This is a genomic window from Altererythrobacter sp. B11 (assembly GCF_003569745.1).
In the GTDB taxonomy this organism is placed as follows: domain Bacteria; phylum Pseudomonadota; class Alphaproteobacteria; order Sphingomonadales; family Sphingomonadaceae; genus Croceibacterium_C.
This window is the reverse complement of the sequence record NZ_AP018498.1, coordinates 1,125,140-1,139,218: the sequence shown is the minus strand read 5'-3', so window position 1 is coordinate 1,139,218 and position 14,079 is coordinate 1,125,140. Positions and strand designations below refer to the sequence as shown.

The 14,079-nt window shown below is 67.5% G+C and carries 12 protein-coding genes; 10 read left to right on the top strand and 2 right to left on the bottom strand.

What is annotated here, in order from left to right:
- The first annotated feature begins 105 nt into the window (after positions 1 to 105).
- The gene (locus AEB_RS05440) at positions 106 to 780 is read left to right on the top strand and encodes a response regulator transcription factor (RefSeq protein WP_119082276.1); all 675 of its coding nucleotides are present in this window, start codon (positions 106 to 108) and stop codon (positions 778 to 780) included.
- Between the two features lie 124 nt (positions 781 to 904).
- Here AEB_RS05440 and AEB_RS05435 read toward each other — a convergent pair whose 3' ends face one another.
- Together AEB_RS05435 and AEB_RS05430 are read right to left on the bottom strand one after the other, a co-directional pair.
- Positions 905 to 3,706: a TonB-dependent receptor domain-containing protein gene (locus AEB_RS05435; protein WP_119082275.1), complete on the bottom strand. Its 2,802-nt coding sequence runs from the start codon at positions 3,704 to 3,706 to the stop codon at positions 905 to 907.
- 106 nt (positions 3,707 to 3,812) lie between these two features.
- Entirely contained in the window at positions 3,813 to 5,384 is a 1,572-nt protein-coding gene (locus tag AEB_RS05430) for a hypothetical protein (protein ID WP_119082274.1), read from the bottom strand.
- A 262-nt stretch (positions 5,385 to 5,646) separates the two neighbouring features.
- Here AEB_RS05430 and AEB_RS05425 point away from each other — a divergent pair, with 262 nt between their 5' ends.
- The 9 genes from AEB_RS05425 (at position 5,647) to virB11 (ending at position 14,034) form a co-directional block, all read left to right on the top strand.
- A complete protein-coding gene (locus tag AEB_RS05425) occupies positions 5,647 to 6,021 on the top strand; it encodes a tetratricopeptide repeat protein (protein ID WP_119082273.1) in 375 nt (124 codons plus the stop codon).
- A gap of 158 nt (positions 6,022 to 6,179) precedes the next feature.
- Entirely contained in the window at positions 6,180 to 6,824 is a 645-nt protein-coding gene (locus tag AEB_RS05420) for a lytic transglycosylase domain-containing protein (protein ID WP_119082272.1), read from the top strand.
- Positions 6,825 to 7,130 (top strand): TrbC/VirB2 family protein, encoded by a 306-nt coding sequence (locus tag AEB_RS05415; protein WP_119082271.1) that lies wholly within the window; start codon positions 6,825 to 6,827, stop codon positions 7,128 to 7,130.
- A 4-nt stretch (positions 7,131 to 7,134) separates the two neighbouring features.
- Positions 7,135 to 7,416, top strand: a complete 282-nt coding sequence (locus AEB_RS05410; protein WP_119082270.1) for a type IV secretion system protein VirB3 — start codon at positions 7,135 to 7,137, stop codon at positions 7,414 to 7,416.
- A gap of 33 nt (positions 7,417 to 7,449) precedes the next feature.
- A complete protein-coding gene (locus tag AEB_RS05405) occupies positions 7,450 to 9,882 on the top strand; it encodes a VirB4 family type IV secretion/conjugal transfer ATPase (protein WP_119082269.1) in 2,433 nt (810 codons plus the stop codon).
- Positions 9,879 to 11,066 (top strand): type IV secretion system protein, encoded by a 1,188-nt coding sequence (locus tag AEB_RS05400; RefSeq protein WP_119082268.1) that lies wholly within the window; start codon positions 9,879 to 9,881, stop codon positions 11,064 to 11,066. Before AEB_RS05405 ends, AEB_RS05400 begins: the two co-directional genes overlap by 4 nt.
- The gene (locus AEB_RS05395) at positions 11,063 to 11,878 is read left to right on the top strand and encodes a TrbG/VirB9 family P-type conjugative transfer protein (RefSeq protein ID WP_119082267.1); all 816 of its coding nucleotides are present in this window, start codon (positions 11,063 to 11,065) and stop codon (positions 11,876 to 11,878) included. The genes AEB_RS05400 and AEB_RS05395 overlap by 4 nt, the downstream gene beginning before the upstream one ends.
- 4 nt (positions 11,879 to 11,882) lie before the next feature.
- Complete coding sequence (locus tag AEB_RS05390) at positions 11,883 to 13,013, top strand: TrbI/VirB10 family protein (protein WP_231958923.1); 1,131 nt, start codon at positions 11,883 to 11,885, stop codon at positions 13,011 to 13,013.
- A gap of 7 nt (positions 13,014 to 13,020) precedes the next feature.
- Positions 13,021 to 14,034, top strand: coding sequence for a P-type DNA transfer ATPase VirB11 (gene virB11, locus AEB_RS05385; RefSeq protein ID WP_119082266.1), 1,014 nt, complete (start codon positions 13,021 to 13,023; stop codon positions 14,032 to 14,034).
- The last annotated feature ends 45 nt before the right edge of the window (positions 14,035 to 14,079 follow it).

Genomic DNA, 14,079 nt, shown 5'->3' with positions numbered 1-14,079 from the left:
GCCCTGCGTCCTTTGCCGCAGCTGCGGCGATCCGCGTGCTCCGTCATAACCGAGTCACATCACGGCGGCAGGAAATCCCTGAGACCAATAGGGGCGAAGGCAGGGATGAAGCGCGTCACCATCTTCACGTCCAACGCGGGCGCTGCCCGCTTCGAGGACTTCGCGCATGGCGATACGGTGTTCGCCTTCGCCCTGCTGACGGCCGAAGGGCCGACGCGGCTGGTGGAAGGCGGCGCCTGGGTGTTCGTGGACTGGGTGATGGACGAGCTTTCCGGCCTGGAAATGTGCCGCCGGCTGCGCGCCGATCCCAGGATGCGCGAGGCGCATATCACCATGGTGCTGGAGCATGACGATCCGGAGGACCGCCGCCGCGCGCTGAAGGCGGGCGCCGATGATTACGCGGTCGGCCCGCTCAACCGGCAGGCAATGCTGGACCGCGTGCTGGCGCTGCACGCCAATGATCGCCACCGCGCCGCCGCGCAGACGATCGAACTGGGCGAATTGCAGATCAATGTGGCCGGGGAGCAGGCGCGCTGGAAAGGCAAGCTGATCCCCCTGCGCCCCAATGAATTCCGCGTGCTGCGCTTCCTGGTGGAAAACCCCAACCGCGTGCTGACCCGGCAGGAGCTGGTCCACGCGCTGGGCAAGGCGGGCGATCCCGATTACCTGCGCACCGTGGACGTATGGATCAAGCGGCTGCGCTTCGGCCTCCGCAATGCCGGCGCCAGCCAGCTGCTGCGCACCGTCCACGGCAAGGGCTATGTGCTCGACCTGATGTGACCCGTCCGCCGATTGTGCGCCACGCGCAAGCAGAGCGCAAGAAAGGGGAAAACCGCCTGCACGATATGTGCAAGCGGCTATTCAACAAGGCCGGCCACCCGCGCGGGGCAGCCGGCGCAAAGCATCAGAAGGTGAACGACAGCGAAGCCGCGAAAGTCTGGCCGACGTCGTAGGTGTTGTTGTCGATCCGCAGGCCGTTGGCGTTCACCTGATATTCCTGATGGCGCGTGCCGAGGATGTTGCGCGCCTCCAGCTTCAGCTCTGCTTCGGTTCCCTTGAGCGTGAAGCCCTGGCGGACCACCGCATCCAGGCTGACCCCCGGCTTCTCGATCACGTCGGGCAGGCCGCCCTGGCTGCGGAAGGTCGGCCGCTTGCTGGCGTAGGACACCAGCAGGGTGAGCTGCTGCAGCTTGTCGGTATCCTCCAGCCCCAGTTGCAGGTTCAACAGATGATCGGACTGGCCGACCAGCGGCGCGCCATCGGTGAAGATCTGGTTCGCCGGGAACTGGCTGGCATTGCCGCCCTGGTCGATCAGGATCGTCTCGTCACCCACCTTCAGCTTGGATTGCGTGTAGGTGTAGTTGCCGATCAGCACGAGCTGCTTGGTTTCGAACCACCCGCCCCAATCGACCAGATCATAGAAATACTGGGCTTCCAGTTCCGCACCATACAGATTGGCCTCGGGCGCGTTGGCGTAGGAGATCGATCCGTCGCCCGTCATGAAGGCTTCGATCGGGCTGTCGATCTTCTTGTAGAAGCCCGCCAGCGAAAGCCGGCTCTGGCTGGTGAGGTAATATTCCGCCCGCGCCTCGAAGTTCAGCAGCTTGCTGTCATTGAGGTTCGGGTTGCCGCTGTAGGAACGGTTGGTTTCCGGATCGTAGTAGAGCTGCGAGATCAGCTCGCGGAACTGCGGCCGCGCCAGAGTGCGCGACCCGCTGGCCCGAAGCTGAAGATCGTCGATCGGTTCCCACGTCACCGTAAGGGCGGGCAGGAAGTAATCCTTCTTGTTCGTGCGGGGCTTCGACGTGTTGTTGGCACCCAGCGGGATGGAGGATTGCTCCGCACTTTCATAACGTACGCCGCCCTGCACGGTCACTTCCGCGGTCGGCGCCCACTGCAGCTGGCCGTAGCCGGCATGGACCTTCAACGCGGCGCTGAATGCAGGCGTAGTGCTGCCCGATTCCAGCAGGTTCACGTCGAACAGATTGTACACCGCCCCGTTCAGCATTTCGAACGGCCGCCGCGCCCCCACCGCCGCCAGCGCCTGGTTCAGCGCGGGGACGAGCGAAGGGTCGATCGGCGGGATGCTGGGATCGCCATTCGGGTTGTTGAAGTTGCGGTCCACCGTGGCGCGAATTTCGAATGCGCGCCGCTCGGTATAGCGATCGGTGTCGGTATAGGCATAGCCCGCCGTCAGCGTGAGGTCGGGCATCACTTCATAGCTGGCATCCAGCCCGCCGAACCACAGCGTCTCGTTGAGGTCGGAGAAGGAGACGGAGACGCCGCTTTCCTGCAGCGCCTGCTGCCCCGCGCCGCTGAGATCGATGCGATAGACGTCGCCGAAGCGATCGGCCGGGTTGTTCGTGCGCGCGTAGGTATAGGTGAGGTTGTACGGCGCCTCGCGATCGGTGCGGGCGTAGCCGCCGCGAAGATCGAGGCTGAGGGGGCCGAACTTGAACTCGCCCACCAGCTGCGTGTCGATCAGCTGGCGTTCGTACCATGCGGTGTTCTGGCGGAGGAAATCGGCCTCCTCCACATCGGCGATCTTGTAGGACGAAAGGCGCGCCTGCTTCACGGTGTCGCGGATGAACAGGTTCGTCCAGCGGACCGTATGCTCACCGAATTCCAGGCCGGCGCTGAACAGCGCATTGGCGAGGATGTTGTTGTCGGTGACGAAGTCGTTCTCGTTGCGCGAATAGCTGGTGTTGGTATTGCCGGCTTCCTGGCGCGTGATGTCGCGATTGCGATATTTGTTGCTGAGGTTGCCAGTGAGCACGAGGCCGAGCCGCGCATCGCCGCCCACGTCGAAGGCGGTGCCTGCGGTGAGGCCGGCGGAGAAATTGGCGCGCGTCTTGTCGATGATCTGCAGGCCGGCGAACTGCGGCGGCGTGAGCGTGCGGGCGATATTCTCCCGCTCCGCCTGCGACATGGAGCCGAGCGAGGTGCCGTTGGCGATGGAATCCGACAGATACTGGCTGAGCTGGGGCGACAGGTCGCGCGTGCCATCGTCGAACCCGGTCCAGTCCGTCTGGCTGCCGAAATAGGCATAGCTGTTCTGGAAGGTGGTTTCGGTATCGCCGCTGATGCCGCCGCCGATGGTGAGGAAACTCTCATCCGGCACGGCGCGGGTGGTCAGGTTGATCACGCCGCCGCCGAATTCCCCCGGGAAATTGGGCGAGTAGGTCTTCTGCACCAGCGTGGAGGCGATCACATTGGTCGGGAAGATGTCGAGCGGGACCACGCGGCTGAGCGGTTCGGGGCTCGGCAGCGGCAGGCCGTTGAGCAGCGCCAGCGAGTAGCGATCGCCGAGGCCGCGCACATAGACGCGGCCGTTGCCCACCACCGAAAGGCCGGTGACGCGGCCCAGCGCGCCGGCGATGTCGCCTTCGCCCGTGCGCGCGATCTGCTCCGTGGAGAGGACCGAGACCACCTGCGTGGAATCGCGGGTGGGATCGCGCCGCACGCGCCCGGTCACGATGATCGCGCCGCCGGGGATCGAAATCTCGGGCTCCTCCGCCTGGGCATCGGCGGCATCGGTGCCCTCCACCTGATCGAGCAGTTCCTGGTCGCTGCTGGCCTCGGTCGGCGCCTGCGCGGCGCCCGCCGGGCTGGCGGGACCGGTGGTGCCCTGTGCGGACGCCATGCCGGGAAACGTAAGTGCGGTGGTGAGCAAGAGCAGCCCAACCAACTGCTTGCCAGTGGTCATGACGAAAGACCCCCTCATTTTAAGGCCTGTGATTTGAATGGGCTGCGGCCCAAGTGCAGAAGGGAGGCGCCCGCCACGCGAGCGCCTCCCTCCGTTTCACGCCTGCTCAGTTATAAACCGGCAGGGACTTACAGGAGACGCCGCTGCCGAAGGACACGGTCGTGCTGTCGCAGGTCCAGCCGCGGGTCCACGCCAGGTCGCTGCCAGCCGGCCGTGCCACTGCGCCGATGTAGGCCGTGGCATCGAAGAAGCTGGACAGCGTCGTCGCATTATAGATCGGCGTGAAGTTCATTTCCTTGTCGCCGTTCAGATACTTGGTCGCCAGCGTCGTGGTGGTGAACACGTTGGCGCTGCCGTTGCCGTTGGCGACCGCCGTGTTGGTCGCGGCATTGGCCACGCAGGCCAGCTCAAGCGAGAAGAACTTGAGGATCGAACCGCGGCCGCCGCCCACATGGCCCGCATCGTTGATGCAGAACTGCGAGGAAGCCGGCTGGTAGATCACGCCGTTGGCAAGGGTGATGTCACCCGCACCGCGCGCGTTGATCGTGTTGGCGCCGCTGGCCGCCCAGAAGGTGAAGTTGGAGATCTGGGTCAGCGTGCGTGGCAGAGCGTCGGGGATGGTCGTGCCCGAACCCTTGTCGTCCGCCGGGGAGTCGTTCTCGAGCACCCGGTCGCCGACATTGGCGCGCTGCACGGCCAGGGCATACTGCAGGTTCAGCTGCGCGCCGCTGTCCACGTCGAAGGAGTCATCCTCGGCGCCGACCACGACGAAGTGCTTCACCTGCGGATGGCCGCCGAAGAACTCCACGCCGTCATCCGAGCTGTTGTAGGACTGGACGTGGTCGATGGTGGTGCCGCTGCCGATGCCGCCCAGCGTGAGCGACTGAAGTTCGCCGCCCAGGTCCAGCGTGAAGCCGGAGTAACGGATCTGGACATACTGCACGCTGCCCGAGCTGTCGGTCGGCGTGTTGCCGCCGAAGAACGGGATGTCGTTGGCAATGCCTTCCACGCGCATTTCGCACTTGGTCTGGTCGCTCTGGTTGATGCCGCCGGCGAAGCAGTCCGCCACCGGCGCGCGGCCGAGCATGACCACGCCGCCCCACAGGGCGCTGGTATCATCCTGCGCGGTGCCGAGAATGTCGCTCTGCGCGGTGAAGATGATCGGGCGTGCGGCAGTGCCGTTGGCCAGCAGCTTGCTGCCGCGATTGACGATCATGTAGGAGCCGCCGCCGACGCCTTCGGCGCCATAGAGGATCGCGCCGGGTTCGATGGTGAGGTTCACATTCGTGCCGGTGACGCCATCGGTGGCATCGGCGGTCGCGCCATCGTCCACGCCCACGTTCACGCGGCCGTTCATGCGGTACACCACGCCTGCGACATAGGGCAGCGTGGCATCGGCGGTGAAGGTCGAGGGCAACGTGCAGACGCGATAGTCACCCTTGGGGCTCGTGATCGTGCCGTCATCGACCAGCGCGTTGGTGCCGATCGTCGGGCAGCCGGCCGCCGGCGTAACCGTGCCCGTGCCGCCCGTGGGGGTGGGTGTCGGCGTGGGGGTCGGCGCGGGGTTTTCGATGATGATGTCGCCGCCGGTGCCGGGCGAGGCGAGTTCTTCCGGGCCGCAGGCGGCGAGCGCCAGGACACTGCAGCCAAGGATAAGCGAGCGAGAAAGGTGAGTCACAGCGAGCGGTCCCCTCAAAAACCGAGAATCAGGAATGCGAAATCGTTGATCGCAAGTCGCTCGCTAGGACCGCGACGTGACAGTTTCTTTGCACGGCCAAGGATTTCCGCTGCGCGGCAAGACGGCAGCCGCTCTGCTTCGCAGTTTTCCGGCGCGGCTTCGCCATTCGTTGCACTTTTATGACAATATTACATTTTCATTGCAGCACGCCTGCACGGGGCGCATTCTCCTGTCAGATACGAATAGAAGAGGGAGATTGCAGATGTCCGTCACCATGACCGCGGCGCTCCTCGTCGCACAGGCCATGACCGTTTCGCCGGCTTTCGAAACCGCCCAGCTGGAACAGAAAGACGCCGCCTATGAACAGGTGGCCGCGGGCGATGCGCGCGCTGCCATCGCGCAATTGCAGGCTGAGCTGCGGAGCGAGCCCGAAGACCCCGCCCTGCTTATCAATCTCGGCACCGCCTATCGCCAGACCGGCGACCTGGAGCGGGCGGCCGGCGCCTATCGCGCGGCAATCGACAGCCGCACGCGCTACAAGCTGGAACTGGCCGACGGCCGCTGGGTGGATTCGCGCCACGCCGCACGGCAGGCGCTCAGCCAGCTGGAGGCCGGCGGCACCATCGCCCTGCGCTGACCCTCTTTTCCGCGCGCGCCCATGATGCCGCGCGGACACACCCAGACGGGCAAATACACGCCTCGGGCAGCTCAGGCCGCCCGGGGCGTGCTGCTTATCGGGCGACTGTCACGCCGATGTCATTTACGGTAAGCAAAGCCAAGGGCTTGGAGGGTCGGATGATTCTAATTGCCACGAGAGCCGCGATCGCGCTGGCGCTGGCCACGCTTGGCGTGGTTCCGGCCTATGCCGACGTGCTCGAAGTGAGCGGCGGGGAAGCCCGCTGGGTCGCCGGGCCGGGCGCAAGCGATGCACTCGGCGTGGCCGAGGCTGCCATCCCCCAATCCGCGCCGCTGGCTGAAGTTCCCGCCGAAGTGGCGCTCACTGCCGATTATGCCGCTGCCCGGCCGGCCAGCGCCGCGGCACCGATCCCCGCCGCCTATTCCGCCAAGGTCGCGGAGGTTGCCACCCGCTTCGATCTCAGCCCCGCGCTGATCGAGGCGCTGGTGTGGCAGGAAAGCCGCTGGCGCGAGGGCGCCCGCTCTTCAGCCGGCGCGCGCGGGCTTGCCCAGCTGATGCCCGGCACCGCCCGCTACCTGGGCGTGAATCCCGACGATCCCTTCGCCAATCTGGAAGGCGGCGCCCGCTATCTGCGCGAACAGATCGACCGCTTCGACGGCGATCTGGAGAAGGCGCTGGCCGCCTATAACGCCGGCCCCGGCCGGGTGATCACCGCCGGCGGCGTCCCCGCGATCCGCGAAACCCGCCAATATGTTTCGGCCATCATGGGCCGCTTGTCCGACCAATCCCGGAGTTCCGAGTAAATGCGTTCGCTTTCCCGCCTTGCCGCCGCCACGCTGGCGCTGCTGTTCCCCTCCGCCGCCTTCGCACAGGGCGTCGATCCCGCCGGCTCCGGCCCGATCGTGGCCGCGCTGGGCTGGATGCAGGGCACGCTGCTGGGCAATGTCGCCACCGCCGTGGCGGTGATGGCCGTGGCCGCCGTGGGCTTCATGATGCTGACCGGGCGGATGAACTGGCGCTTCGGCGCAACCGTCATCATCGGCTGCTTCATCCTGTTCGGTGCCGCCTCGATCGTTTCGGGCATCCAGTCCGCCGCGGCGGTGGGCTGAGGCCATGGAGCTGGTCCGCCACCCCGTGCACCGCGCGCTCACCCGCCCGCAGATGTTCGCCGGGGTGACGTTCAACTATTTCATCATCAACGGGCTGGTGACCACGGAGATGTTCCTGATCTTCAAGAGCCTGTGGATCATCCCCATCCCGTTTGTGATGCATGCGGTGGGCTATTTCGCCTGCCTGCGCGAACCGCGCATTTTCGACCTGTGGATCACCAAGGTCAGCAAGTGCCCGCGGGTGAGGAATTTCCGGCGGTGGGGCTGCAACAGCTACACCGCCTGAGCTGAACCGCCGCCTGGCGGCAGGGAGCATGACATGAAGACCAAGTGGCTCGGAGCCGCCGCATGGAGCGCGAAGGAAGCGCATGCCGGCGATCGCCTGCCCTATGCGCGGCTGGTCGATCAGCACACGCTGATGCTGCGCGACGGCTCGCTGATGAGCTCGCTGCAAGTGCCGGGCCTGCTGTTCGAGACGGAGGATACCGACGCGCTGAATGCCCATGCTGCCACGCGCGAAGTGATGCTGCGCTCCAACCTCGATGCGCGCTTCGTCATGTATCATCACGTGATCCGCCGCCGCGTGGCGGTGGAGCTTCCGGCGCAGTTCGACGATCCCCTGGCCGCGCATATCGACCGCCGCTGGCGCGAGAAGCTGTCCAGCGGATCGCTGTTCGTGAACGATCAGTTCGTCACGCTGGTGCGCCGCACCGCGCGCGGCAAGGCGGGCATGGCGGAACGGATGGGCAAGCTCGTCCGCCGGCGCGGGGCGGAAGGGCCGGATGCGGACCCGAAGGATCTGCGCACGCTGCGCGCCGCGGTCCAGGCGCTCGCCGCCTCGCTCGGCCAGTATGGCGCGCAGATGCTGGGCGATTACAACGGCACCAGCGGGCATGTGAACAACGAGCTGCTGGAGCTGCTGAGCGCACTCTACAATGGCGAGATGCGCCCCGTCCGCCGGCCGGAAGACGATGCCGATATCGGCCGCATGCTGCCCTATCGCCGCGCCAGCTTCGGGCTGGATGCGATGGAGCTGCGCGGCGCCGCGGCGCCCGATTTCGCCGCGATGCTGAGCCTGAAGGACTATCCGGACGCGACCTCGCCCGGCCTGCTGGATGCGATGCTGCGCCTGCCCTTCGAAATGGTGGTGAGCGAAAGCTTCGCCCCGCAGGAACGGCAGACCGCGCGCGAACGGATCGACCTCGCCCTGCGCCGCCTGCGTTCCGCCGATGAAGAGGCCATGGCCGAGCGGGCGGACATGCTCGCCGCGCGCGACGGGCTGGGCAGCGGGGCAGTGGCCTTCGGCGATCACCACCTCACCGTATTGGTGCGCGAACGCGATCTGGCCCGGCTGGACGATGCGACCGCGGCGGTCGGCGCCACGCTGGCCGACACCGGCGCGATCGCCGTGCGCGAGGATACCAATCTGGAGCCCGCCTTCTGGGGCCAGTTCCCGGGCAATGAGGGCTATCTGGTCCGCCGGGCGATGATCTCCACCGCCAATATGGCCGGCTTCGGCAGCCTGCACGGCTTCGCGCTGGGCCAGGCGGAGGGCAATCACTGGGGCGATGCGGTGACCCTGCTGGAAACCACCAGCGCCACGCCCTTCTTCTTCAATTTCCACCACGGCGACCTGGGCAATTTCTCGGTCATCGGCCCCTCGGGCTCGGGCAAGACGGTGGTGATGAACTTCCTCGCCGCGCAGGCACAGAAGTTCAGCCCGCGCACGATCCTGTTCGACAAGGATCGCGGGGCGGAGCTGTTCATTCGCGGCATCGGCGGCAGTTATGACCGGATCCGCGCGGGCGAGCCGACCGGCTTCAACCCGCTGGCGCTGCCCGATACCCCCGGCAACCGTGCCTTCCTGCGCGAATGGCTGGGCGTGCTGCTGAAGGCGGAAGGGCCGGAGGAACTGGCGACGATCGCCGGGGCGGTAGACGCCGCCTATGGCAATGATTCCTCGCTGCGCCGGCTGCGCTATTTCCGCGAGCTGGTTTCCGGCGCACGGCGCCCGCAACCGGGTGACCTCGCCGATCGGCTTTCCCCGTGGATCGAGGATGGCGAGCATGGCTGGCTGTTCGACAACGCGACCGACCGGCTCGACCTGTCGACCCGGGTGATGGGCTTCGACATGACGGCGCTGCTGGAAAACGCGCGCCTGCGCACCCCCACCATGATGTATCTGTTCCACCGCATCGACGAGCGGCTGGACGGCGACCCCACCATGATCCTGATCGACGAGGGGTGGAAGGCGCTGGATGACGAGGTATTTGCCGCCCGCATCCGCGACTGGCTGAAGACGCTGCGCAAGCGCAACGCGCTGGTCGGCTTCGCCACGCAATCGGCGCGCGATGCGCTGGAAAGCCGCATCTCCACCGCGCTGGTGGAACAGACGGCCACAATGATCTTCATGCCCAATGCCCGCGCCCGGCCGGAGGATTATTGCGAAGGCTTTGGCCTCACCGAGCATGAGTTTGCCCTGATCCGCAGCCTGCCGGCGCACAGCCGCTGCTTCCTGGTGCGCCAGCCCGATGCCAGTGTGGTGGTGCGGCTGGACCTGTCCAACGCACCCGAGGTGCTGACCATCCTGTCCGGCCGCGAAAGCGCGGTGCGGCGGCTGGACCTGCTGCGCGAGGCCGTCGGCGATGCGCCATCCGAATGGTATCCCGCCCTCACCGGCCGTGCCTGGCCGGGCCAGCGCACCGATGACGGCGCCGATGGCGATTTCGCTGCCTGGGAGGCAGCGGAATGAACGCCGCCATGTGCGATCGCGCGCTGGAAGGCGTGGGCGCGGGCGTGGCCGCCAGCCTGAAGGCGGTGGACTGTGCCGCCACGGCCACGGCGCAGGCCGCATTCGGCCGCCTGTTCGGCACCGAAGGCGCGCTGATGCCGGCGCTGACCATCCTGCTGACGATCTTCATCGCCTTCTTCGGCTTCCTGCTGATCACCGGGCGCAGCCGGATCGGCATCGCCACGCTGACGCCGCGCATGGTCACGCTGGGCCTGGTGGTGACCTTCGCCACCAGCTGGGCCGCCTATCAAAGCGTGTTCTGGAACCTGGCGGGCGGCGCGCCCGACTACATCGCCTCCATCCTCATGGGCTCCGACGGTTCGGCGACGGACATCTTCGCCCAGAAGATCGACGTGGTGTTCGCCGCGCTGATCAACGCCTCCGGCCCTGAAGCAATGCAGCAGGGCGCGGCCTCCACCTTTTCGCCCCCCGGCCTGTTGTGGATGGGCGGTACGCTGCTGCTGCTCGGCACGGTGGGTCTGCTGGCGGTGTGCAAGATCGCACTGGCGGTGCTGCTCGCGCTTGGCCCGATATTCGTGGTGATGGCGCTGTTCGCCGGGACGCGCGGCCTGTTCGTGGGCTGGCTCAAGGGCGTGGTGATGCTGGCGATAACCCCCCTCTTCGCCGTGCTGGGCGGGTCGCTGATGCTGGAACTGACCGTGCCGGTGCTGGGCGCGATCGCCGTGGTGCCGGGCAAGATCGACCCGCGCGCCGCGATGGCCTTCTTCATGATCGGCGCGGTCCATGCCGCGCTGATGGTCATGGTGCTCAAGGTCGCAGGCACGATGGTTGCGGGGTGGAGCGTCTTCGGCCTCGCCGGCTCCGCCGCGGATAGCGCGGACGGCCGCGCTTCCGCCGCGCCGCGGCCGCCTGCCCCGGCGATCGCCCCGCTTGCCCCCCGGGCGGAGCAGCCGCGCAGCGGTGCCGCCGCAGCCGCTTCGCGCCAGATCCGCGTGACCGCAAGCGGCATGCCCATGGCCGCCAACGACAGCGGCCCCGTCGGCAGCACCCGCCGCGAAACCACCATCCTGGCAGGCTCCGGGCCTGCCGCGCCCGGCGCAGCCGGTGCCGGCCCTGCGCGCGCGCGCGGCATCGGCAGCCGTTTCCGCGCCGCCCCCGCACGTTCCACGGAGAAGTTCAAATGATCCGCGCCCTGCTTCCCGCAGCGCTCCTCGCCTCCGCCGCGCTGGCGGCCCCCGCCGGTGCCAGCGATCCGCGCCTGGTGGACCGGCTCTACGATCCGGATCAGGTGGTGACGATCCACGGCAAGGCGAATGTCCAGGCCACGATCCAGTTCGGCGAGGACGAAACGATCGAGAATGTCGCCATCGGCGATTCGCAGAAATGGCAGGTGACGCCCAACAAGCGCGCCAATCTGCTGTTCGTGAAGCCGCTGGCGGAGCGGGCGGCCACCAATATGACGGTGGTCACCAGCAAGCACACCTATCTGTTCGATCTGGTGGCGAGCCCGGCCAATCGCAATCCGCTCTATGTCCTCGCCTTCAGCTATCCCAAGGAGCTGGAAGAGGTGCAGGAGGCCGACGCCGAGCCGGTGGCCTCGCCCGTGCCTGGGGAGGCGGCCAATCCGGTCGAAGTGGCCGCCGCCACCGATCCCTATGCCGTGGTGGACCCGGCCGAGCTGAACTTCGCCTGGGGATCCAAGGGCGATGCCAAGCTGCTGCCGGTGCGCATCTATGACGATGGCGACGCCACCTTCATGACCTGGCCGCGCGACACGCCGCTGCCGGCGATCCTGGTGCTGAATGCGGCGGGCGACGAAGGCCCGGTGAATTATGCCGTGCGCGGCGATACCATCGTCGTGGACGGCGTGCCGCGCCAGTTCGTGCTGCGTTCGGGCGGCGATGTCGCCACGCTGACCAATGAAGGCCCTGTGCGCAAGGCGCCGCAGGGCGACCAATCGGCCCTGGCCCAGGCGGGCCCGGACAAGCGAAGGTAATCCGATGAAACTTGCCATGCGTCTTCCGGAAAAGACCCGCCGCCAGGGCGAGGATCGCGACCCGCGCGAGGAAGCCAGCGCCGAGGTGATCGACCTCGCCAGCCGCACCGCCTATCCGGCGGTGGCGACCCGCAAGGGCAGTTCCGATGCGGTGGGCCTCGCGCTCGGCATCGGCTTCGTCGCCGTGCTCGGCGCCGCGACGCTGTGGGGCCTCAATGCCTCGCGCACCGCGGATAGCGAACAGGCGGCACCTGCCGCTACGCAGCCCGCGCCCGCCTATGTCCCCAGCCCCGCGCAATCGGGCGAGGAAAACCTGCCGCTGGCCAATGCCGTGCCCGGCGCGCGCACCGATCCCGCGCCCACGCCGGTGCTGTCCACCGCGCCCGGCGTGCAGAGCGCACCGGCGGATAATCCCTATGCGTCCCCGGCCATGGTGTTCGACCAGAGCACCGCGGCCATGCCGCAAACCGCCGTGGCGCCGGAGGCGGCCGTGCCTGCCCAACCGGGCTCGGCACCCGCCGGGGCCGGCGGCGCGGGCGATTTCGCCGCGCGCATCGGCGGCGTGGGCGGCGCCCCGGCCGTGGCCCGCAGCGACATCAATCCCGCCACCACCGTCGCCACCGGCACGATGATTCCGGCGGTGCTGGAAACCGCGATCAACACCGATGTGCCCGGCTATGTCCGCGCCGTCGTCAGCCAGGACGTGCGCAGCTTCGACGGCCGCCGCGTGCTGGTGCCGCGGTCCAGCCGCCTGATCGGCCAGTACCAGAGCGGGCTGCAGGCCGGGCAGAAGCGCGCCTATGTGATCTGGACCCGGCTGATCCGGCCCGATGGCGTTTCCGTCTCGCTCGCTTCGCCGGGAACGGCCTTCGACGGGTCGGGCGGCCTGCCGGGCAAGGTGGATTCGCATTTCTTCCAGCGCTTCGGCTCCGCCATGCTGCTTTCGGTGATCGACGGGCTGACGGCGGTCGCCAGCGGCGGCACCTCCGTGGTGCTGGGCGGCGGACAGAGCGCCGCCTCCACCGCGCTGCAGCAGAACGGCCAGATCAGCCCGACCATACGCGTGCGCCCCGGCGAACCGATCCGCGTGGTGACCGCGCGTGATCTGGACTTCAGCCAGGCCCCGCGCCTCTGAGGCCCTGATGAGCGCCGAAATCCACCAGCTGGCCGCCATGGGCGAGGATCAGCCGAGCGTGCCCCGCGCCGCCAGCGGCAGCGTGTATCTCGACGCCTATCTCGCCCCGTTCCGCGAATGGCTGGAGCGGGACACGGTGACCGAGATCATGGTCAACCGCCCCGGCGAACTGTGGGTGGAAGACGCGGCGCAACCGGGAATGCAGCGGATCGAGGATCCCGGCATCGACGACAAGCTGGTGCAGCGCCTGGCAGAACAGGTGGCGCGGGTGAGCCATCAGGGCATCAACCGCGAACATCCGCTGCTGGGCGCCACCCTGCCCGATGGCGCGCGCGTGCAGTTCTGCGGCCCGCCCGCCACGCGCAAGCACTGGGCCATGGCGATCCGCCGCCACCGCCGGCTGGACCTGCCGCTGGATGCCTATGATTCCGGCCCGCTTCACACCGCGGTCGAGCCCGAGATGCCCGATCCGGTCGAGCAGCCCATCGCCTTCCTCCGCGCCGCCATCGCCGCGCGCAAGACGATCCTGATCTCCGGCGGCACCTCCACGGGCAAGACCACTTTCCTCAACGCCATGCTGGGTGAAATCCCGGTGCAGGAACGGGTGGTGCTGGTGGAAGACACGCCGGAACTGCGCCTGCCCGGCGCCAATGGCGTGGGGCTTGTCGCGGTGAAGGGCGAATTGGGCGAAGCGAAGGTGACGGCCAACGAACTGCTGCAATCCGCGCTGCGCCTGCGGCCGGACCGCATCGTGCTGGGCGAATTGCGCGGCGCCGAAAGCGTCAGCTTCCTGCGCGCGATCAACACCGGCCATCCGGGCAGCTTTTCCACCATCCACGCCAATTCGCTGCGCGGGGCGCTGGAACAGCTTTCGCTGATGGTGATGCAGACCGGGATCGGCCTCAGCCGCAGCGACACCATCGCCTATGCCGCATCGGTGATCGACGTGATCGTCCAGCTCGATCGCACATCGGGCAAGCGTGGCATCAGCACGATAGCGCGCAGCAGCGACCTTCTTTGATTCGCGGCCTTGCAAGCATGGGCCAAACGGCTAACGGAGGCGGCA

Bases quoted from the DNA above. Each gene is read 5' to 3' on its own strand.
- AEB_RS05390 (WP_231958923.1), top strand. From the start codon at position 11,883: ATGAAACTTGCCATGCGTCTTCCGGAAAAGACCCGCCGCCAGGGCGAG.
- AEB_RS05410 (WP_119082270.1), top strand. From the start codon at position 7,135: ATGGAGCTGGTCCGCCACCCCGTGCACCGCGCGCTCACCCGCCCGCAG.
- AEB_RS05400 (WP_119082268.1), top strand. From the start codon at position 9,879: ATGAACGCCGCCATGTGCGATCGCGCGCTGGAAGGCGTGGGCGCGGGC.
- AEB_RS05395 (WP_119082267.1), top strand. From the start codon at position 11,063: ATGATCCGCGCCCTGCTTCCCGCAGCGCTCCTCGCCTCCGCCGCGCTG.
- AEB_RS05420 (WP_119082272.1), top strand. From the start codon at position 6,180: ATGATTCTAATTGCCACGAGAGCCGCGATCGCGCTGGCGCTGGCCACG.
- AEB_RS05435 (WP_119082275.1), bottom strand. From the start codon at position 3,706: ATGACCACTGGCAAGCAGTTGGTTGGGCTGCTCTTGCTCACCACCGCA.
- AEB_RS05425 (WP_119082273.1), top strand. From the start codon at position 5,647: ATGTCCGTCACCATGACCGCGGCGCTCCTCGTCGCACAGGCCATGACC.
- AEB_RS05415 (WP_119082271.1), top strand. From the start codon at position 6,825: ATGCGTTCGCTTTCCCGCCTTGCCGCCGCCACGCTGGCGCTGCTGTTC.
- virB11 (WP_119082266.1), top strand. From the start codon at position 13,021: ATGAGCGCCGAAATCCACCAGCTGGCCGCCATGGGCGAGGATCAGCCG.
- AEB_RS05405 (WP_119082269.1), top strand. From the start codon at position 7,450: ATGAAGACCAAGTGGCTCGGAGCCGCCGCATGGAGCGCGAAGGAAGCG.
- AEB_RS05440 (WP_119082276.1), top strand. From the start codon at position 106: ATGAAGCGCGTCACCATCTTCACGTCCAACGCGGGCGCTGCCCGCTTC.